This window comes from Lentibacillus saliphilus, assembly GCF_019093865.1.
Taxonomy (GTDB): Bacteria; Bacillota; Bacilli; order Bacillales; family Amphibacillaceae; genus Lentibacillus_B; species Lentibacillus_B saliphilus.
In genome coordinates this window covers 263,273-283,663 of the sequence record NZ_JABJXD010000004.1, presented here as the reverse complement: position 1 = coordinate 283,663, position 20,391 = coordinate 263,273, and the positions used below count along the sequence as shown (strand labels likewise).

20 protein-coding genes and 11 tRNA genes are annotated in these 20,391 nt (G+C 43.0%); 2 read left to right on the top strand and 29 right to left on the bottom strand.

Going from position 1 to position 20,391, the window contains the following annotated elements; all coding sequences use genetic code 11:
- Positions 1 to 42: 42 nt before the first annotated feature.
- From HPC67_RS09625 to HPC67_RS09570, 12 genes are all read right to left on the bottom strand, one after another.
- Positions 43 to 116 (bottom strand) — tRNA-Gly (locus HPC67_RS09625).
- A 28-nt stretch (positions 117 to 144) separates the two neighbouring features.
- Positions 145 to 221 (bottom strand) — tRNA-Pro (locus HPC67_RS09620).
- An 11-nt stretch (positions 222 to 232) separates the two neighbouring features.
- A tRNA-Arg gene (locus tag HPC67_RS09615) sits at positions 233 to 309 on the bottom strand.
- 48 nt (positions 310 to 357) lie between these two features.
- Positions 358 to 442 (bottom strand) — tRNA-Leu (locus HPC67_RS09610).
- A 29-nt stretch (positions 443 to 471) separates the two neighbouring features.
- A tRNA-Leu gene (locus HPC67_RS09605) sits at positions 472 to 555 on the bottom strand.
- Positions 556 to 560: 5 nt separating this feature from the next.
- Positions 561 to 636 (bottom strand) — tRNA-Lys (locus HPC67_RS09600).
- A 194-nt stretch (positions 637 to 830) separates the two neighbouring features.
- Positions 831 to 905, bottom strand: a tRNA-Gln gene (locus HPC67_RS09595).
- A gap of 5 nt (positions 906 to 910) precedes the next feature.
- Positions 911 to 987 (bottom strand) — tRNA-Asp (locus HPC67_RS09590).
- Positions 988 to 1,014: 27 nt separating this feature from the next.
- Positions 1,015 to 1,086: transfer RNA gene (locus tag HPC67_RS09585), tRNA-Glu, on the bottom strand.
- Positions 1,087 to 1,094: 8 nt separating this feature from the next.
- A tRNA-Ser gene (locus tag HPC67_RS09580) sits at positions 1,095 to 1,185 on the bottom strand.
- 3 nt (positions 1,186 to 1,188) lie between these two features.
- Positions 1,189 to 1,263: transfer RNA gene (locus HPC67_RS09575), tRNA-Asn, on the bottom strand.
- A gap of 266 nt (positions 1,264 to 1,529) precedes the next feature.
- Positions 1,530 to 1,991 carry a SprT family protein gene (locus HPC67_RS09570; protein WP_217587390.1) on the bottom strand — a complete coding sequence of 154 codons (462 nt, stop codon included), beginning with the start codon at positions 1,989 to 1,991 and terminating at the stop codon, positions 1,530 to 1,532.
- A 179-nt stretch (positions 1,992 to 2,170) separates the two neighbouring features.
- Between HPC67_RS09570 and HPC67_RS09565 the strand changes: the two genes are divergently transcribed.
- Positions 2,171 to 3,661, top strand: a complete 1,491-nt coding sequence (locus HPC67_RS09565) for a catalase (protein ID WP_217587389.1) — start codon at positions 2,171 to 2,173, stop codon at positions 3,659 to 3,661.
- Between the two features lie 56 nt (positions 3,662 to 3,717).
- On the opposite strand, the gene HPC67_RS09560 is transcribed toward HPC67_RS09565, so the two are convergent.
- From HPC67_RS09560 to acpS, 15 genes are all read right to left on the bottom strand, one after another.
- Complete coding sequence (locus HPC67_RS09560; RefSeq protein ID WP_425514311.1) at positions 3,718 to 5,904, bottom strand: Tex family protein; 2,187 nt, start codon at positions 5,902 to 5,904, stop codon at positions 3,718 to 3,720.
- Between the two features lie 179 nt (positions 5,905 to 6,083).
- A complete protein-coding gene (locus HPC67_RS09555) occupies positions 6,084 to 6,674 on the bottom strand; it encodes a SpoIIE family protein phosphatase (protein ID WP_343327827.1) in 591 nt (196 codons plus the stop codon).
- Positions 6,671 to 7,462: an RNA polymerase sigma factor SigB gene (gene sigB / locus HPC67_RS09550; protein WP_217587388.1), complete on the bottom strand. Its 792-nt coding sequence runs from the start codon at positions 7,460 to 7,462 to the stop codon at positions 6,671 to 6,673. Before sigB ends, HPC67_RS09555 begins: the two co-directional genes overlap by 4 nt.
- Positions 7,437 to 7,913, bottom strand: a complete 477-nt coding sequence (rsbW, locus tag HPC67_RS09545; RefSeq protein ID WP_217587387.1) for an anti-sigma B factor RsbW — start codon at positions 7,911 to 7,913, stop codon at positions 7,437 to 7,439. Before rsbW ends, sigB begins: the two co-directional genes overlap by 26 nt.
- Position 7,914: 1 nt before the next feature.
- Positions 7,915 to 8,244, bottom strand: a complete 330-nt coding sequence (locus HPC67_RS09540) for an STAS domain-containing protein (protein ID WP_217587386.1) — start codon at positions 8,242 to 8,244, stop codon at positions 7,915 to 7,917.
- Positions 8,245 to 8,333: 89 nt separating this feature from the next.
- Positions 8,334 to 9,353, bottom strand: a complete 1,020-nt coding sequence (locus HPC67_RS09535) for a PP2C family protein-serine/threonine phosphatase (RefSeq protein ID WP_217587384.1) — start codon at positions 9,351 to 9,353, stop codon at positions 8,334 to 8,336.
- Positions 9,354 to 9,429: 76 nt separating this feature from the next.
- Entirely contained in the window at positions 9,430 to 9,828 is a 399-nt protein-coding gene (locus HPC67_RS09530; RefSeq protein ID WP_217587382.1) for an anti-sigma regulatory factor, read from the bottom strand.
- 3 nt (positions 9,829 to 9,831) lie between these two features.
- Positions 9,832 to 10,191: an STAS domain-containing protein gene (locus HPC67_RS09525; protein WP_217587381.1), complete on the bottom strand. Its 360-nt coding sequence runs from the start codon at positions 10,189 to 10,191 to the stop codon at positions 9,832 to 9,834.
- Between the two features lie 4 nt (positions 10,192 to 10,195).
- Positions 10,196 to 11,065, bottom strand: a complete 870-nt coding sequence (locus HPC67_RS09520) for an RsbT co-antagonist protein RsbRA (RefSeq protein WP_217587380.1) — start codon at positions 11,063 to 11,065, stop codon at positions 10,196 to 10,198.
- Between the two features lie 167 nt (positions 11,066 to 11,232).
- On the bottom strand, positions 11,233 to 11,601 hold the full coding sequence (locus tag HPC67_RS09515) for a type II toxin-antitoxin system PemK/MazF family toxin (protein WP_217587379.1): 369 nt from the start codon (positions 11,599 to 11,601) through the stop codon (positions 11,233 to 11,235).
- A 4-nt stretch (positions 11,602 to 11,605) separates the two neighbouring features.
- Entirely contained in the window at positions 11,606 to 11,890 is a 285-nt protein-coding gene (locus tag HPC67_RS09510) for an antitoxin (protein WP_217587378.1), read from the bottom strand.
- A 200-nt stretch (positions 11,891 to 12,090) separates the two neighbouring features.
- Complete coding sequence (alr, locus tag HPC67_RS09505) at positions 12,091 to 13,221, bottom strand: alanine racemase (protein WP_246569896.1); 1,131 nt, start codon at positions 13,219 to 13,221, stop codon at positions 12,091 to 12,093.
- 873 nt (positions 13,222 to 14,094) lie between these two features.
- Positions 14,095 to 15,111 carry a LolA family protein gene (locus tag HPC67_RS09500; protein ID WP_217587376.1) on the bottom strand — a complete coding sequence of 339 codons (1,017 nt, stop codon included), beginning with the start codon at positions 15,109 to 15,111 and terminating at the stop codon, positions 14,095 to 14,097.
- 118 nt (positions 15,112 to 15,229) lie between these two features.
- On the bottom strand, positions 15,230 to 16,741 hold the full coding sequence (locus HPC67_RS09495; protein WP_217587374.1) for an NAD(P)H-hydrate dehydratase: 1,512 nt from the start codon (positions 16,739 to 16,741) through the stop codon (positions 15,230 to 15,232).
- Between the two features lie 165 nt (positions 16,742 to 16,906).
- On the bottom strand, positions 16,907 to 17,272 hold the full coding sequence (gene acpS / locus HPC67_RS09490; RefSeq protein ID WP_217587372.1) for a holo-ACP synthase: 366 nt from the start codon (positions 17,270 to 17,272) through the stop codon (positions 16,907 to 16,909).
- Between the two features lie 177 nt (positions 17,273 to 17,449).
- Here acpS and HPC67_RS09485 point away from each other — a divergent pair, with 177 nt between their 5' ends.
- On the top strand, positions 17,450 to 18,223 hold the full coding sequence (locus HPC67_RS09485; protein WP_217587371.1) for a rhomboid family intramembrane serine protease: 774 nt from the start codon (positions 17,450 to 17,452) through the stop codon (positions 18,221 to 18,223).
- Between the two features lie 147 nt (positions 18,224 to 18,370).
- On the opposite strand, the gene HPC67_RS09480 is transcribed toward HPC67_RS09485, so the two are convergent.
- Together HPC67_RS09480 and HPC67_RS09475 are read right to left on the bottom strand one after the other, a co-directional pair.
- On the bottom strand, positions 18,371 to 19,873 hold the full coding sequence (locus HPC67_RS09480; RefSeq protein ID WP_217587370.1) for a PH domain-containing protein: 1,503 nt from the start codon (positions 19,871 to 19,873) through the stop codon (positions 18,371 to 18,373).
- Positions 19,866 to 20,345 carry a PH domain-containing protein gene (locus HPC67_RS09475; protein ID WP_217587369.1) on the bottom strand — a complete coding sequence of 160 codons (480 nt, stop codon included), beginning with the start codon at positions 20,343 to 20,345 and terminating at the stop codon, positions 19,866 to 19,868. The genes HPC67_RS09480 and HPC67_RS09475 overlap by 8 nt, the downstream gene beginning before the upstream one ends.
- Positions 20,346 to 20,391 lie beyond the last annotated feature (46 nt).

The following is a 20,391-nucleotide window of genomic DNA, read 5'->3' as shown; positions in this document are numbered from 1 at the left end:
CGTGCGCTCTAACCAACTGAGCTACAGGCCCATTACAATGAATGGAGCGGGTGAAGGGAATTGAACCCTCGACATCAGCTTGGAAGGCTGAGGTTTTACCACTAAACTACACCCGCAAGGAAATAAAAATATTATGTTGTTAAATGGTCGGGAAGACAGGATTCGAACCTGCGACCCCATGGTCCCAAACCATGTGCTCTACCAAGCTGAGCTACTTCCCGCAAAATTAAAATGGCGCGCCCGAGAGGAGTCGAACCCCTAACCTTTTGATCCGTAGTCAAACGCTCTATCCAATTGAGCTACGGGCGCAATATGACGCATCGCTCAGTATAGCGTTATAGTTTTAAATGAAACAAGTGCGGCCGAGAGGACTTGAACCTCCACGGGATTAACTCCCACTAGGCCCTCAACCTAGCGCGTCTGCCGATTCCGCCACGACCGCATATAATGTTATAAAAAGAACAATTTAAATGGTGCGGATGAAGGGATTTGAACCCTGCGTCCAAGGACACTAGATCCTGGGTCTAGCGCGTTTGCCAGTTCCGCCACATTCACTTGGATGGTGAGCCATGGAGGATTCGAACCTCCGACCCTCTGATTAAAAGTCAGATGCTCTACCGGCTGAGCTAATGGCTCATGTTTTAAATGAAAGTCCGCTTCCTTTTATGAAGCGTTTAATGACGATGCTCGTCGTGTTGCACGATAGATCAGTGATGTCTCACTCCTCGCAGGCCTACAACCCGTTGCTCTTTCTGGGATGTTTACGGCTTGCTCTACCGGTTGAGCTAATGGCTCATGTTTCTCGGTTACCTTTTTCATTGCATAAGAAATGGCTGGGCTACTAGGATTCGAACCTAGGAATGACGAGACCAAAACCCGTTGCCTTACCGCTTGGCTATAGCCCAATAAGTGGCGGTCTGGACGGGACTCGAACCCGCGACCTCCTGCGTGACAGGCAGGCATTCTAACCAACTGAACTACCAGACCTAACCTATTAAGTTGCAATAAAAAAGATGACCCGTACGCGATTCGAACCCGTGTTACCGCCGAGAAAGGGCGGTGTCTTAACCGCTTGACCAACGGGCCATGTGAAATGGCGGAGAAGGAGGGATTTGAACCCTCGCGCCGCTATCGCGACCTATGCCCTTAGCAGGGGCACCTCTTCAGCCTCTTGAGTACTTCTCCGTATGGCTCCACAGGCAGGATTCGAACCTGCGACCGATCGGTTAACAGCCGATAGCTCTACCACTGAGCTACTGTGGAATAGATCGTAAAGTCAAAAACAGAAGCGTTTTGGACTTATACATTATATCATATTTATATCATCAAGCCAACTACTCTTTCAAAGAATTTTCCGAGCCTTATGTAGCTCTTTGCAACTCTTTACTTTATTGGCGACGAAGAATATGTTACAACAATCTTCAACGTTTGTCAACGACTCATTTTATTTTTTTGCAGAAACAAAATGCTTATATAATTTACCATGCGATACATCGTTCGTCAATACATTTCATGAAAATGATACTCATTTAAACGTGCTCCCGCATAACCAACCGTCCGCGACATTTTCCGCATACATATTTTGACGTATTCACACGGCGCTTTCTTTTATATGTTAGTCCGCATGATCGACATGAGTAAATATAATTGGATTGCTCCTTTAAAGAAGGTAATGGCTGACAATGTCTTGGGGAGCCGGTTGCTTTAAGGAGATCTTTAAAGTCTCGATCACGATGTTTATATCCTTTTCCTTCTATGTGAAGATGATAATGACACAGTTCATGTTTAATAATACCAACCAATTCTTCATGATCCATTTCAAGAGCGTATTTCGGATTTATTTCAATCGTATTAATTGCTGGTATATACCGCCCTCCCGTTGTTCGCAGTCTGGAATTAAACCGTACGACATGTACAAAAGGCTTATTAAAGTGTGTTTGAGACAAATGGTTGACGAGACGATATAGAGATGCCTCATTTAAATGGTCCATTGTATTCCCCTTTTTAAAGATTCGTATCTCATTCTAACATAACGATTGTCCATCGTCATAAATATAATGGTGAAGCATGTTATACGATTTTTATTCACCATTGTAATAATATCAGTAGTAATATAATATTAACTATGTTATTATAATGATTATAAATAAGCAAAGGGAGATGTATACTTATGAATAACAATGACAACACACATAAAAGAAGACTTACAACCGCTGCTGGAGCGCCAGTGCCTGATTATGAAAACTCGCTAACAGCTGGTCCACGAGGGCCGATGCTCTTGCAGGATGTTTGGTTTCTAGAGAAGATGGCCCATTTCGATCGAGAGGTTATTCCTGAGCGTAGAATGCATGCGAAAGGGTCAGGTGCTTTTGGAACCTTTACAGTTACAAATGACATTACGAAGTATACACGCGCTAAAATATTCTCTGAAGTTGGTAAACAAACAGAGATGTTTGCCCGCTTCTCAACAGTAGCTGGTGAACGAGGTGCAGCAGATGCAGAACGTGACATTCGTGGGTTCGCCTTAAGATTTTATACAGAGGAAGGAAACTGGGACATTGTCGGTAATAATACGCCTGTCTTCTTCTTCAGAGATCCATTATTATTCCCTGACTTAAACCATGCTGTTAAACGTGATCCTCGTACAAACATGCGTGATGCGAATAATAATTGGGACTTCTGGTCATCTCTACCCGAGGCATTGCATCAGGTGACGATTGTAATGAGTGAGCGCGGGATTCCAAAGACATATCGTCATATGCATGGATTTGGTAGTCATACATTTTCCATGATTAATGCGGAAAATGAGCGTGTTTGGGTAAAATTCCATTTCCGATCACAACAAGGGATTGAGAACTTAACGGACCAAGAAGCAGAACATGTTGTTGGGAAAGACAGAGAAAGTCATCAAAAGGATCTCTATGAGTCTATTGAAAATGAAAACTTCCCTAAATGGAAGATGTATATACAGGTTATGACTGAGGAACAAGCGAACAACATGCCGTACAACCCATTTGATCTAACGAAAGTGTGGTATAAAAAAGATTTCCCACTCATCGAAGTCGGTGAATTTGAATTGAACAGAAATCCGGAAAACTATTTTGCTGATGTCGAACAAGCTGCCTTTACACCAGCAAACGTTGTGCCTGGAATTAGCTTTTCACCCGATAAAATGCTGCAAGGCAGATTATTCTCATACGGAGATGCGCAACGCTATCGTCTAGGGGTCAACCATCACCAAATCCCTGTTAACAAGCCGAAGTGCCCGTTCCATAGCTTCCACCGCGATGGACAGATGCGTGTTGATGGCAACCATGGTAGCTTACTTCATTATGGACCTAACAGCTATGGTGAATGGGCTGATCAACCAGAATACAAAGAACCGAGCTTACCGCTTTACGGTGATGCAGACCGCTGGAATTTCCGTGAAGACGATGATAACTACTTCGAACAGCCAGGAAAACTATTCAATCTCATGACTGATGATCAGAAGCAAGCACTATTTGAAAATACAGCTCGCAATATGGAAGGTGTGGAAAAGCATATTAAGCTGCGGCACATCAACCATTGCTACCAAGCTGACCCTGCTTATGGTGAAGGTGTTGCACATGCGATGGGTATTTCAATAAGTGAGCTTGAAGCAGCAAGCGTAACAGAATAAATTAAAAGGCCCGATAGGTTGGAGCACATCCATCCTCATCGGGCTTCTTTTTAAAATTAATGTGTACTGACTTTAGCCTGAACCATTGACAAAGCAATTCTGCCTCTTTCTTTGTCAACATCCTCGACCCATACGGTGACGACATCGCCAACTGATGCAATATCCATTGGGTGTTTGACGAATTTATCAGCCATTTTGGAAATATGGACGAGTCCGTCTTGTTTAACGCCGATATCAACAAACACACCAAAGTCAACGACATTTCGAACTGTTCCCTGCATTTCCATCCCTTGCTCAAGATCCTCAAGTGAGAGGATGTTTTGCTTGAGAAGTGGCTGTGGAAACTCATCACGCGGATCTCTTTCCGGACGAATGAGTGCACTCATAATATCGGCCAGCGTCGGCACACCAATATCTAGTTTTGCCGCGGTTTCTTTTTGATCCATTGCGTTGAGCTTTTCTTGCAATTCTTCTGAGCCAATATCTTCTATTGTACAACCAATCATTGCGAGTAACGCCTCTGTTTGCTTGTAGCTTTCAGGGTGAATTGGTGTCCGATCAAGTGGGTGTTCCCCATCAATGATGCGTAAAAAACCAATACTCTGTTCATATGTTTTAGCTCCGAGGCGTGGGATTTTTTTCAATTGAGCTCGATTAATAAATTTACCTAATTCATCACGTTGCTTAATAATGTTGTTGGCGACTGTTTTACTTAATCCCGATACGTATTGTAGCAACGAGGATGATGCGGTATTCACATTCACGCCGACTTGGTTAACGGCTGTTTCAACAACAAAACTGAGTGATTCATTGAGCTTTTTCTGGCTTACATCGTGCTGGTATTGACCGACACCGATTGACTTCGGATCAATTTTAACGAGCTCGGCGAGCGGGTCCTGGACACGACGTGCAATTGAGACGGCACTTCTTTCTTCCACTTGAAGGTCTGGAAATTCTTCACGGGCGAGCTTAGAAGCTGAATAAACACTGGCACCAGCCTCATTGACAATGATATATGGTAGATCAAGTTTATTGTTTGAAATGACCTCAGATATAAAATGCTCTGTTTCACGGGATGCCGTGCCATTTCCGATCGCGATTAATTCAACGTTGTAGGTTTTAATAAATTTTAAAACCTTCTTTTCTGATCCGGCATAATCATTGCGTGGTGCTGTCGGATACATCACGTCAATCGCTTGCACCTTTCCAGTTTCATTGATGACAGCTAGCTTGCAACCGGTTCGGAATGCTGGATCGACACCGAGCATTGTTCGTCCCTTTAGTGGTGGCTGCAGGAGTAGGTTTTTAAGATTTTCGGAAAAGATATCTATCGCCTGCTGCTCAGCTGTCTCTGACAGTGTGTTACGAATTTCCCGTTCGATAGATGGCTGAATAAGCCGTTTATAGCTATCCGAAATGGCCGCTTCTAAAATGGAACGGATCTGTTCACTTGCATGAGACTTAATCACTTTTTTATGCAAGTATGTCGTGATTTTGTCGGCAGGTGGCTCAATCGTTACTTTAAGCACATCCTCTTTTTCACCGCGGTTCAATGCTAAGATCCGGTGTGAAACGAGTGAGCGAACAGACTCATGATAGTCATAGTACATTTGATATACTTTTTTCTCATCAAGCTCTGGCTTTTTCGCCTCCGAGTGAACAAGTCCCTGCTTAAACGTCATATCTCTAATTGCTTCCCGGTATGCTGCTTCATCAGAAATCCATTCAGCAATGATATCGTTCACACCTGCTAAAACATCATCAATTGTGTTGAGCTCATGCTCTTCGGATAAATAGGCCTCTGCTGCGTCTCTTATGTTTACAGCATCTTGAGCCCAAGCTTGTTGCGCAAGTGGTTCAAGTCCTTTTTCCTTTGCAATTGTAGCACGGGTACGGCGTTTTTGTTTGTACGGGCGATACAAATCTTCCACACGCTGTAATTGCGTTGCCTGTACAATGTCTTTACGCAATTCTTCAGTTAGCTTGCCTTGTTCATCAATTAAGCGTATAACTTCTTCCTTACGCTCCTCCAAATTTGTAGCATACTGCCATTTGTCATGTATGTCTTTAATCTGAACCTCATCAAGTCCGCCAGTTGCCTCTTTACGGTACCGGGCAATAAATGGCACAGTGTTACCTTCCTTAATTAAGGAAAGAACGGTTTCGACGATGGATTGCTTCGTTTGTGTTTCATGTGCAACCCAGTTCGTAATGTTTGTTTCATTATTCACAACTTCATTCACGATTGTTCCTCCTTTATGTTCTCATATATTTTATCAAACAAGGAAGGAAATGCCTAATCCAAAAAAATACCGTGACTTTTAGCCCTGATACCCCCTTATGCGTTTTGGGGCAAAGAACAATAAAAAAGACCAGCCGCTTATGCTAGTCCCGTGTGGGGTGTTCTGATGACTATTTTAATTTATCCAGTGTATTTGATCGTGATCATCGTCGTGTCGTCATCTGCTTGATCTGCTTTATATTCGGAAAATGCATGGGTTAACTCATGAACATTGTTATAAAGCATAAATGGCTGAGATAGATCGGCATCTGTTACACCGTCAGAAAAAACGACAAACCTCATTTCGGGCTTTAATTCTCCGCTTACGACTTTAAATGGCCGTTCATAGCCAGCTAAAAAGCCTGCATTCGGTATGTTACGCTTTTTTTTCCAGTTCGATATCATGACGATACCAATATTACCAACGGATGAAAACGTATAGTGTTTTTGGTCGAAATCTATTTTCAGCAGTCCGAGGACGACCCCACGCTTTCCCATTAATGACTGATTACACATTTTAATAAGCGTCTTAACGGACGCATCGATATGCGCTTTCACAATGTTAATGACGACTTGTGATGATTCTTTTGCAAATTCGCCACTCCCTAATCCATCTGCTATAACGCAAATGAATTCATTCTCGGTTTCAGTATAATAGTAGCTATCACCACAATAATAATTGCCTTTTTTAGGCTTTTGATACACAGCTACTTCTGTTCGACTCTTTATCACATCAATACCTCCGCACCTTCAGCCTCGATCATATCACGGAGTTTTCGCAATGACCGGCGCTGTAGCCTTGATACGTGCATTTGCGAAATGCCTAACAGCTCGCCTGTCTCTTTTTGACTCATATTTTTAAAATATGTGCATGTCAAAATTTGCTGCTCACGTTCAGAAAGTACGGGAAGAATTTTTTCTAATACCATTCTCTGGTCCGCCGTTTCAAAGCTTTTATCCTTGGTTCCGACAAGATCTAACAGAGATACTGTTCCGCCATCAGAGTCCGCCTCAATTTTTCGATCTACTGAGAGCGCCTTATAGCTTTTTGTCATTTCCATCGTTTCTAGAACATCCTCTTCAGAAACTTCCAGATGGGCAGCGATGTCCTTTATTGTCGGGGATTGTTGCATTGAAACCGTTAGCTCTTCAACCGCTCGCTTAATCTTTGGACCAAGCTCCTTAATCCGTCTTGGCACGTGAATACTCCACGTTTTATCCCGAATAAAACGCTTGATTTCGCCAATAATCGTAGGAACCGCAAAGGATTCAAACGACTTACCAACATTAGGGTCATACCGCCTGACCGCTCCAAGAAGTCCGATCATACCGACCTGTGTCAAGTCCTCATGAATCGTACTGTTGTGAGAATATTTCCGAGCAATTGATTCAACAAGATCCTTGTAAGCGAGCACAATTTTTTCTTGAATAACTTGATCATCTGGGTTTTCATGTAAATGCTCAATCCATTTATAAATGTCTTGTCGGTCGATGTTATCTTGTTGAGAGTTGATTGGCATCAACCTCCACCCCGGTTTCTTGTAGGTACTTGGTCATTAAAACAATGACACCGTATTCGTTATTAATTTCGACCTTGTCTACAAGAGCATCAATAATGAACAGACCAAAGCCACCCTCCCGCAGCGATTCTACCGTTTCAACGTGTTCATAAGGGCCGATTTTCCCTTTAATATCCTCAAGGTTGAAGCTACCGCCATGATCAGCAACCATGACTTCTATTCGATCAGCATATACACCGAAGCCAATCGTCACCTCTCCCTCTTTATGATCATCGTAAGCATGGGTAACCGCGTTGGTAATTGCCTCTGAAACGGCAACCTTTAAGTCTTCAATATCCTCATAATTAAATCCCATACGATTGGCAATTCCCGACAAGCTTAATCGGATGACGCCGACGTACTCTGCTTTTGCGGGTATTTTCATTTCAATAAAGTCAAAGGTATCTGTCATATTAACGCCCCTCTCGAATCGATACACTAATATCTATGACTTTGTCTAAACCAGTGATATGAAACAGCCGCATCACACTGTCTTGTAAATTGGAGAGCCGTAACTGACTCTCGTGCTCTTTCGCTGCCTTTAATACACTAATAATCACACCAAGCCCAGTGCTGTCCATATAAGAAACCCCGGTCATATCGACCTCAAGCATTGTTTGTTCCTTTTTAACTAAGAACAGAAGTGATTCTTTCAATTTAGGTGCTGTGTATACATCCACTTCACCTACTAAAACCGCAATCAATTTATCACGCTCGTTGACAACATCTATTGATAGATCCACTTTAATTCCTCCCCACAATATCTATGCTCGCGTTTTTTTCCAAGATGTTTGTGATGACACATTTCTCTTGTACCCATTTGTAGCAGGGGTTAAACCTCACGTCTCAAAATAACAAGCGTAAAATCGTCACGTAATTGAAAGTCTTGAAGCCGCTCAAAATACTTATACACGTGATTAACGATGTCTTGTGCAGGAAGGTGCATGTATTGCTTGATCACATCCAACACTTCTTCACGTTTAATAAATTCATTCCCACGTCTACACTCTGTCACACCGTCAGTCAGTAAAATGATCATATCGCCTTTGTTAATCTTTTGTTCATAGCTCGGATATGCGCTATCAGGTAAAACACCTAAGACAAGTCCTTTTGTTTCTATTTCTGAAAAGGTATCTGTTTGTGCACAGTAAAAAAAACCAGGCTCATGACCGGCCGAAGCGTAACGCAGTAGGTTATCTGTAGGCGTGTACTGTGCATAAAACATCGTTATAAACATGCTCGCATCCACATTGCGTTCAACAACTCGGTTTAAATACTTTAAAATCTTAGCGGGCATCATCGCTTCTTCTTCTAAAATATCCATTGAATACTTGATCATCGACATGCATAAAGCAGCGGGAATACCTTTTCCGACAACATCTGCAACAGCAATACCGAGAGAATCTTGTTTCCCTTTAATAAAATGGTAATAGTCCCCGTTCATTTGATGGGCTGGCATGGAGATAACACCGATATCAAGTCCTTCAATATCTGGTTTATCCGTTTTGAGCAATGTAGTTTGCACGTTTGCAGCTAAAGAGATTTCCGATCTGAGTGCTAATTGATTTTCTCTTAAGGCTTGGTATTCTTGATGGGCAAGTCCATAGTAAATCATCGTCTCCAATAGGAAACGCATCGAATTTTGAATGTCTTGCGATAAGCTAGGATAAAGTTCCATCAAGGATTGAATATGAAGGCTGACGATTTCATCTGGCAAAATATGATTTTTAATGAACGCCTTGCTCATTTGCTCGGCGCCATAAAGAGATGATTCGTCCTGATGATCAATGTATTTCTTTAACAGATCTCTATAGCTGTTTATATCTATTTTTGCTACATCCAATGTCAGCATCCCCCTTCATGATTTACACACAATTAGCCTCGCACAAAAAGGGAAGCGCGTCGCTCATACGTATGTAAGCTGTTTATTACCGTTTCCACTTTACAACCGTTACTGTTGTCCCTATGTTCTCCTCTGATATGATATCAAAGTCATCCATCAACCGCCTTACACCAGGAAGCCCAGCACCAAGTCCGCCAGACGTCGTGTAGCCATCCTGCATGACTTGACTAATATCCCGTATGCCTGGTCCTTTATCGGTTGCGGTTAAACGTAAGCCTGATTGGTTCATGTTTTTAATAATATCAAAAGAGATTTCTCCTTGATCCGCATATAAATAGATGTTTCGAGCTAATTCTGATACGGCAGTTGCAAATCGAGCCTGATCAACAACACTAAACCCGACTTGCTTTGCGAGCTCTCGTCCAAGTTGACGTGCAGCAACGATATCGAGTTCGATTTTGATGCTCACACAGGATTTTTCCATAGGCTATGCCCCCAATTCCTGGTGAAGTTTGACCAATCCCTGTTCAATGTCCAGAGCGGTCGGGACATTTTGCAAGTGTATGCCAAGATCAATTAATGTCATCGCTACCGCTGGCTGTATGCCTGTTAAAACAACTGTCGCCCCCATTAGATCCGACATTGTTACGACATCACCTAATACTTTGGCTATAAACGAATCGATCATATCGACCGATGTTAAGTCTATTACAACACCAGTGGCACCAGTTACGTGGATTTTCTGCAGTAAATCCTCTTGAAATTGCATCGCTGTCTGATCATCAATTTCTGTCTGAATAGAGACGAGTAAATAGTCATGCAGCTTCAAAATCGGTATTTTTTTCATACGATCACTCCCTACTTAAAGAATCAATCATATCTTGAATTTGTTTATGCTTGGCTTGATTTTCAACAATGTCGCGTCCGGTCATGTTTAGGGCCGCACTAAAGCCTTTTTTAAGCGAGCTTTGGGTCGGGAATTTATCAAGATTAATACCGAGATTAACAATCGTCTGAGCTATTTCTGGCCGAATCCCAACGAGAATACACGTCGATCCTATCAGTCTAACAGCTTCTGCAGCTTGAATAATATGATGTGCAACCATCGTATCGACAACTGGTACGCCTGTAATATCCATTAGTACGACTTCTGAATTATGCTTGATGACACCGTCTAACAGGTTCTCCATTATGAGCTTGGCACGCTCTGTATCAATCGTTCCAATTAGCGGCATAATCGTGATATTGTCCATAACGGGAATGAGTGGAGCGGATAGTTCTTGAAGTGCAACCCGTTGGAGCGAGACAATATGCTCCCAGCTGCCTGAGTATTCATTGACGAGCTGTCTAATAAGCGGCTCTGTCCAAAGATCAACACTTCTGATGAGCTCCGAAATATATGTTGAATCGATACGTTCAGTATGAGAAAGAATAAAGTCGATCGTCACACGCCTAAACACTTGTAAACCATCTGTTATATAGCTGAGTGGCCAACCAAGATTAATCAGCTTCTCGGAAAAATCTTCAACAACATGTGTAGACCCGCGATGTTGAATGCTTGAAAAAATGACATTAACAAATTCTCGATTCGTACTTTCGAATAATTCGTCAGACACACTTGATGTATAATTACCGTCTTTTAACGTTTCGATTTCTTTCATCCACATATTGACGATCATATCACTATTTTCAAAGACTATTTTCTTGAATTTCGTATCCATTTAGCCCCTCCGAAATTATGACATTTTTTTCTATTGTTGCATGTCCATACCTATTATGCAATGTCAGGATGATTAAATAGGAAATATTTAATGTTTTAGTAACACAATTGAGCAATTATAGATTTAAAAATACAAAAAAACCCCTGCTTTAAACAACAAGGGTGTACCTATTGATCCTTATTATGATACATATCTTTTAATCCAAGGCTAATCTCTAGTGCTTGGTCTATCTTCGTCATCATTTCTTTATCAAGCTTCGTAATCTTATCAGTCAATCGTTGTTTGTCCAGCGTACGAATCTGTTCAAGTAGTATGACTGAGTTACGATCAAATCCATAACGTTTAGCATCAATTTCTACATGGGTAGGAAGCTTCGCCTTTTGAATCTGTGCGGTTATCGCCGCTACAATAACTGTCGGACTGAAGCGATTTCCTATATTATTTTGTAGGATCAATACTGGCCTAATGCCACCCTGCTCTGATCCAACAACAGGGGATAAGTCGGCGAAATAAACTTCGCCTCGTTGTACGATCAAGTGGCTACACCCCGATCACGGCACGCTCAAGGGTATCTTCTGCCTCCTCTTCAGCTTGAAAAGCCTCAGAAGCAATACTTAAGTTAATGCGCGCCATTTCCTGATAGCCCTTCTGCATGGATGCGTGGAATTGCTGTACATGTTCGCTCTTTTTATGCTCCAAATAGTTTCTCGTAGCCTGGCATATGAAGTCACTCAAGTCACGGTTTTCATATTTCATTAGTCCATTCACCTCATGTACCAGATTTTTAGGAAGTCTTACTAAAATCTCTTGCAAGCTCTCCGACAAAACCATACACCTCCGCCAACTGTTGAACAATATATATGAATTCATTCTCATCATATCATCGAATACCATGCATTGCAAAGGTGATTTGGGCATTTTTTTACATAAAACGCGTTTTTTCTGTTTGAATGAATGTCTACGTGGTATATATATTAGTCCAATCGTTTGTTTATGCTAATCTGAAGTCGGTTTAACAGCTTTATTTATGATTTGTATTCAGAATCATACACCCTTGGTACGCGGTCTGATATGATACACGGTATTTCATAATTAATGGTATCCAACCAAGTTGCAACGTCATCCATACTAATTTCCTCACGACCTTGGCGGCCAATTAGGGTCACTTTTGTATCTATAGGATAGTGCTGATCAAGTCGAATCATCGTTTGATCCATACAAATCCTGCCAACAATTGGCATGCGTTTCCCATTAACAAGGACGTCAATTCCTTGGAGCTTCCGGAGCCAGCCGTCTGCATAGCCTATTGGTATCGTCCCAATCCATTCATCTGTTTTGGCTTCATATGTTGCACCATAACTAATCGTCGCGCCTTTTTCGACTTTTTTCACATGTATGAGCCGGCTATGAAGCGAAAATGCTGGCTTTAAGTCAATCGGGTGCTCGACCTTTGTCGTTTGTGAAGGATACAGGCCATACATAGCAATGCCAAATCGTATACCATCATACATTTTTTCTGGATATCGGCTTGATGCGGCGCTGTTACCGGTATGGTACACAACAGGCGAAGACCACTTTTTTTCAAAGAGGGCTTTTAACTGTTGGAAGCGGCTATTCTGTTCATTAAAATGGTCACATGCTGCTTCATCCGCTGTTGCGAAATGTGTATAAATTCCTTTGAGCTTAATGTTTTTAGCCTTTTGAAGTGCTTCTAAAATCGCTGTTAATTCTTCTTCTGTTCTAACGCCAACACGTCCCATGCCTGTATCCCATTTCATATGAACCTCTAATGGTGTTTCTGATGGGTGAAGCGCAACAGCTTCCAGCCATTCTTTTTGGAAAAATGTCAGTGTAATATTGTTTTGTGTTGCAATATGCACATCGGCTGGGGCAACTCTACCGAATACGAGTATGGGTGCCGTTATGCCCGAGTCTCTCAGAACGAGCGCTTCTTCAAGTAAAGCGACTGCAAGTTTGTTCGCTCCAGACTCTAATGCTTTCTTGGCGACCTGTACAGCACCGTGTCCATAGCCATTCGCTTTTACAACGGCCATTATGCTCGTATGCTTGGGGATTGTTTTCCTTATCTGGTTAATATTATATCCAATTGCATCCAAATCTATGTGTGCCCATGTCGGCCGGTAAAAATGCGCCATCGTCATGCAGCCTCCTGCTATTGATCTTATAATATGTGTTCATGTATTACGTCTATTATTTCCTGTTCGGTTAAACCTGTCAAATCGGAAATGATGTGTGGGGCGGTTATGCGGCGCGGGAGGGATATATGCGCGGGGGATGGCGGTTATGCGGCAGGAGATGGATATATGCGTGCGGGATGGCGGTTATGCGGCGCGGGAGGGACTTATGCGCGTGGGGCGGCGGTTATGCGGCGCGGGAGGGACTTATGCGCGTGGGGCGGCGGTTATGCGGCGCGGGAGGGACTTATGCGCGTGGGGCGGCGGTTATGCGGCGCGGGAGGGACTTATGCGCGTGGGGCGGCGGTTATGCGGCGCGGGAGGGACTTATGCGCGTGGGGCGGCGGTTATGCGGCGCGGGAGGGACTTATGCGCGTGGGGCGGCGGTTATGCGGCAGGAGAGGGATATATGCGTGCGGGATGGCGGTTATGCGGCGGGAGATGGACTTATGCGTGCGGGATGGCGGTTATGCGGCGCGGGAGGGGCTTATGCGCGTGGTTCGGCGGTTATGCGGCGCGGGAGGGGCTTATGCGCGTGGTTCGGCGGTTATGCGGCGCGGGAGGGATATATGCGTGCGGGATGGCGGTTATGCGGCGCGGGAGGGATATATGCGTGCGAGGTGGCGGTTATGCGGCGGGAGATGGACTTGTGCGCGCGGGATGGCGGTTATGCGGCGCGGGAGGGATATATGCGCGTGGGGTGGCGGTTATGCGGCGCGGGAGGGACTTATGCGTGCGGATTGGCGGTTATGCGGCGGGGGGCAAATTTATACGTTTTGACAATATAAAAGCAGACCCCCTTTCGAAGCAGAGTCTGCTATTTGCTTGAACCATTTATTTCACTTCTTTACCTTGAACCGATTGCGCAACTTCTATGAGTTCTTCTCGTGTTAAATCTTCACTAGCCAGGTAGAAATCGACACCATCCTTGGTCCATTCAACCATACCATCTTCGAGTGCACCGATTGAATGGCCGAGGTTTACAATGTCGCCTGTCACTTCTTTGGGTGCAGATGCAGTTGGAACGCTCGTACGCTTCTCTTCGATTAAAGTGAAGTTTTTAGCGCCAGAAAAGGTCATGATTACCCGTTTACCATCATCGAGCTCGACCTCTTTTTTCTCTAACAGATCAGTCCCAGCCAAATAAAGCGGCAATAAGACCGTAAAAACCTCGGATTCTTCTTGTCCTGATGTTGCGACATCCTGATCTTTTACGTCCATATTATCTTCAAGCACGAAATCATTCTCGCCGAATTCTGGATCCATCTCAAAGTTGTTAAATTTAACTTCCACTAAAGCATTTTTGTCTTTATCGAGTACTTTGACACGTACAGGTGTGTATGATTTTTTATCAAAATAAATTTCTTGGTAAGGTAAATTGTTATTGCTCTGGTAGTTTGTTTTTGTCATGAACTTGTAGTGCGTTTCTGTTGCTTCGAATTCTGCCTCATCGTCCTTTAAAATATCATTGACCAATGATTGATACAAGTATGGTTGGCTACTGTTTTCTGGCCAATCACTTTGGAATTTAAAGCTTTTCTCTAGTTCTGGCGTGAGCACGAATACACCGTCATCATTTTTCAAAATGATTTGACTGCCCTGTTCGTCTTGATCGTTTTGCAGCTTCACACGATAATAGTCTTCTTTCTTATGCAACATATCGATTGCAAAATGTTGTTCTTCTTCTCCCGTATTCATCAGCATCTCGGCTTCTGCTTTATAACCGTTCATGGACTCCAGATTTTTTTCGATATTACCAACGACATCCTCCTGTGATTTGCCGCCACAAGCAGCTAGGAGCATGAGGATAACGGCAGCAACCGCTAGGAAAAGACCTTGTTTTGTTCTCATGGACATATCTCCCTTGTCTGTCAATTCCATCAAGCTGTCTAGATCACGAATATGCTAAACAACTTAGGTTTTTTCATTCGGACAAAGGGATCATTGCTCATTGTTGATCGTTCCACAATTAGAGTAATGTACGATAAACTGCAGGGATACCATCAATGACATCAGTCGCCATTAAATCATAGACTGAATGAGACTGATTCACCTGGATATCTGCAGACATGCCGTGCACGAAGCATGCATTACACAATGCCTGAAAAATGCTCTGTTTCTGCATAATCATCGCCAAACAAATACCTGTTAACACATCACCGCTACCGCCTTTTGCCAAGCCTGGATTGCCGGTTAAATCAACAGCCTGTTCACCAGTTGGTGCTGTTATGATCGTCGCCTTCCCCTTTAGCACGACGAACATGTTATACGTCTGTGCCAGCTGACGCGCATAATAGAAGGGCTTTAATAAAAGATCGTCAATTTCAATCCCTAGTAAACGTGCCATTTCTCCAGCATGAGGCGTAATGATCGTTGCGTGCTTCCGCGCTTTCACCAAATCGAGGCACGTGTTTAAATGGTAAATACCGTCTGCATCAATAATGAGAGGGCACGGAGCTGTTTCAACAATGGATTTGACAAACGCTCCTGTTTCTTGACGGCGTCCCATTCCAACTCCAACTGCAATCGCGTCGTACCCTTCAAGCAATAATGTGTCGCTTTTGACGAGTTCACCTTGATCTGAAGGAAGGTGAATGTACATAGCTTCCGGGCACTGACTGGCAATATGAGTCGTCACACGCTCTGAGGAAGCAACCGTCATCAGTCCTGCACCAGATTTAAGAGCAGCCCTAACGGCTAAAGCTGATGCGCCTGGCATATTGTGACTACCACCTATCATTAAGCCCCTGCCGTGATCGCCTTTATGAGATTCTCTGGTTCGCCTTGGCATTGATTGCTTAAACTGATGTGCATCCATCAACCACCTCAGCTGTTGCCTTGCAAATGCCTTTGGCGGATGACCAATATGAACGAGATCCCACTCTCCATAATAAGATGCCGTGTCTGGTAAACACGCACTTTCTTTGATTGCACCAATGATAATTGTCACGTCTGCCTGGATTGCAATAAAGGACGATGTTCCCTCATCCGCCGGAAGGCCTGAAGGGATATCTACAGCTATGACATATGCGTCTGATTGATTGATACTTGCAACCACTTGATCAAGCGGTGACCGTAATTGGCCTTTTATGCCTAAGCCTGTGATTGCATCAATTACAACAGTCGCCTCCGCTAGCCGATCAGATAGCGTATGACAATTGGCTAATTCAACATAGCCGCCACAATTGGTGAAAAGCTTTTTTTGCTTTCTCGTTTCTTCAACCAACTGATCATCCGGAACAACCTGTAACACGGTGATGTGATAATTTAAATTATGCAGCGTTCTCGCAATAACAAAGCCATCGCCACCATTATGACCGCCTCCTACGAACACAAAAACACGATCGGTCTTAGCGATCCTTTGAATCATTTGATCGCTGACAGCCCTGCCGGCATTTTCCATTAACACTGATTCGAGTCCGATGTTATGCATCGTATAATGATCAATATCGTACATTTCTTTTGCGGTAACAATAAACAATGGATTCCCTCCTACCCGCACTAAAATATATGAGACAACCTTACGGAATATGCAGACAACCCTGTTGTGTTTATCTTTATGATCAGGTTTGCCTTATGACAAGCATTGTCTTTACGTCTTCTCAAAGAGATTCACATGAGACGATGTCCGTACGAGTGGCTGATGTTATGTATGGTCTTCAATTACGACAAAGGCTGATGCATAGGCACTCGTATGAGTAATTGATACAAATACAATGTCTTGATAATCCTTTTTCAACGTGAGCACAGGTGCACCTTGTTCATTATTCAGCACTTCAATGTCTTTAAAGCTAAATTTTTGACCAATTCCTGTACCTGCGGCCTTGGAAAATGCCTCTTTTGCGGCAAATCTGCCGCCCAGATATTCTACTTTGCGCTGCGTGCTTTGCAACGCATCAAATATCGTACGCTCGTGATCTGTCAAAACACGGTCAACGAGACGCTCACTTTTCAGCAGCTGGTCTTCTATTCGTTTCAGTTCAATTAAATCCGTTCCTATTCCTTTTATCATATTGCTTGCAGTCCTTTCACGGGCTTGTTCGATAAACGTTCTATATTGCATCGGTTATATTTTTTTTAGTATGATAATCTTATTATTAGAATACAATGATCATGGCAACTCTGTTTATATCATACCGCTTTAATTGGTATTGTGTAAAATGCCACATGGTCATGGGAGGCAGTCGTCATGTTTATTCGCAACGAGCGAAGCATAAAAGAATTTGTTCAATTATACCCGGTCGTAGCAACCCTTGTCGCGATCAATATTGTGCTTTATGTATTTATCGATTTAATCAGGTTGCCCATTGCAGTGGAATTCAAGTTTTGGGGGATCGGCTTTAATCCTGCAGTTACCGCAGGCGAGTATTGGCGATTAATTACACCGATTTTTTTACATGGTGGGCTTACACATGTGCTTTTTAACTCGTTTTCACTCGTATTATTCGGTCCAGCTTTAGAAAAAATGCTCGGTAAAGTTAAATTCATCCTCGCTTATTTCGGAGCAGGGATTGCAGGTAATGTTGGGACCTACATTATGGACCCTAATTCACTCACTGCCCACCTTGGTGCCTCAGGTGCTATTTATGGGATTTTTGGGATTTACATGTACATGGTTGCCATGCGAAAAGATTTAATCGATCAGGCCAGCACACAAATCATTGTCGTCATTTTCCTAATCGGTATGGTTATGACGTTTATTCAGCCAAACATAAATATATCCGCACACGTTTTCGGTTTTCTAGGCGGACTGGCGCTGGCCCCTCTTATGCTTATTGGGGTTAGAGCATGGTCACCTTGGGAGCGGAGGCAGCCAAGACGACATGATGACGGAGAGGTACAATTTGATCCAAACCGTTGGCAAAAGAAAGCAAAACGAAAAAAGATCGTTACAAAAGTGGTTTGGATTATATTTGGCTTTCTCGTCTTATTAGGAATTTTGAGCAGGATGAATATAATTTAACATATAACACCCAGCCCTTCGTTAGCAATAACGAAAAACTGGGTGTTTTCTTATAAGCGTCGTTTTGTTGCATATCCCAATAAAAAAGGACGGGCACCTTAAATCAATGCACATCCTTTTCTCTTATAATCAATATTAATGATCCATTTACTGATCTGTAAAAGAACCCTTAATACGCATGGCGTCACCGTCTTCTTTCCGGTGCGAAAACCAATCTGACAATGTGTCAGCCTCTAAGTCATCCATATCGAGGACGGCGTAATGCCTGCCACCTGCTGCCATGCCAACAATCGACACTTCCATCGTAGCAAGCGCTTGATGCTTTTGGATCAGATGCTGTCGTTTTTCAAACGCTTGGATGCGTTTATGATGCATTACGACATGATTTAACGCAAAGCCTCGTGTGCGAATATGAAGCCACTTATTCTCTCGTTGCACGCCTGCATCACGATGGCGCTTGAACCCGAGTATACATGCACCAACAAGTAAAAGGCCTGGCACCCACCAAAATGATCGTGCATATATAAGCACTGGTACAAATAATGCTAACGGAAACAGAATCATTCGTATCACGTAAAATTTCCGCGAACGTGCTGGAACTGAATTGTATGTTTCAGGCATCACAGCAGTCTCTGGTAACACATTCTTTAAGAAGCGATTTACATGTTTCTTCTTCATAATTGGAAAGAGAATTGTAGAAAATTCCCGATTATCATCTAACGAACCACCAGCAATTTCTGCATAAACGGTTCCGTAGCCGAACGGTTGTCGCAACAAGCTTTGCTTAAATCCAATCGCCTGAATGCGTTTTAAAGGTATGGTAATCTGCTTTTTCTCTAGTAAGCCTCTCGTAATAAATAAATCGTCTGCATGTCTCGAGATTGTAAAGTTGCCATACTTAATCATCGTACCAGCAATTCCGAGCAGCCAAAGTACGAAAAAAATGAGACCGACAAGTGCAACTATGATTGCGATACTCTGAGCAACGATCCACCCCCATGCCTCATCATACACATGTTCAGGGATAAACTGTTCCAGCTCAGAAAAAGCAATTCCTCCTAAAGCAAGCAGCACACCTAGACTACCGGACGTTGTGCCGGCAATAAATAATTGACGAAATGTAACCTTCTCAGCATGCAATACGTGTGGCGTATCTTCTGTAAGGACAGGCTCTGATTCACTCATGGCATCTGCATCGCCTGTATCAGTGGTTGCCCCATATTTCAACTGATTTCGTATGTTCACACCGTCAGCATATGTCACCGCTTTGAGCGATGCTTCCTTATCACTACCACTTCCAGCTGTCTCAATTTCAACACTCACGAGTCCAAAGATTCTATGAATCACGCTTTGCGTTAAATCAATAGATTGAATGCGATTCTTGGAAATATATCTCTTTTTACGTATAAAGACACCATATTTCACACGCAATTCATCTTCGCTGACCTCGTATGTAAATCGATACCAAGCAAGAAGACTCGACACAATGATGATCGTGATCAGTACGACAACAGCGATACCAATATAAAAAAACGCACCATCTTTGATTGCTATAACACCGATACCAAGTAAACCGAGAGCGGCTTCCTTAACGAACCGAATCATATTAAATATAACGGTCACTGGGTGTAAACGCTTCGGCTCACACATCGTCTTCATCCACCCTTGCCAATGCAGAAATACGATCACGTAAATTAGATGCATCTTCATCATATAAGGCAGGAATTCCATGTGTTGTAGCCGCTGTTGAAATCGTGATGCTTGCTAAGTTGTACTTTTTTAAAATAGGACCTTGCTTTGTATCAACATGCTGCACACGAACCATCGGAATGAGTGTACGTGTAACAATCAATATCCCATGTTGAATATAGATTTCCTGATCAAATACTTCATAGCGCCACCTACGCCATCTAATATTAGGAAGTTTAAATATAACAAAATAAGTGCTCAAAACAATGATTCCAATCGCAATCCATAATGGCCATTGAGGAAAATCAAAAACAAACGTCAAAATGCCACCGACAACGAGCATAATCCAAACAATTAACATTACTAAAGCCGCAGTCATTTTCCAAGCTTTAATGGCATCTGTTGCGATTTGTTCTTTTGGTGCATACCTCATCTAGTCTCCCCCCCGAATCATCAAAATTCAACATATTATGCATTCA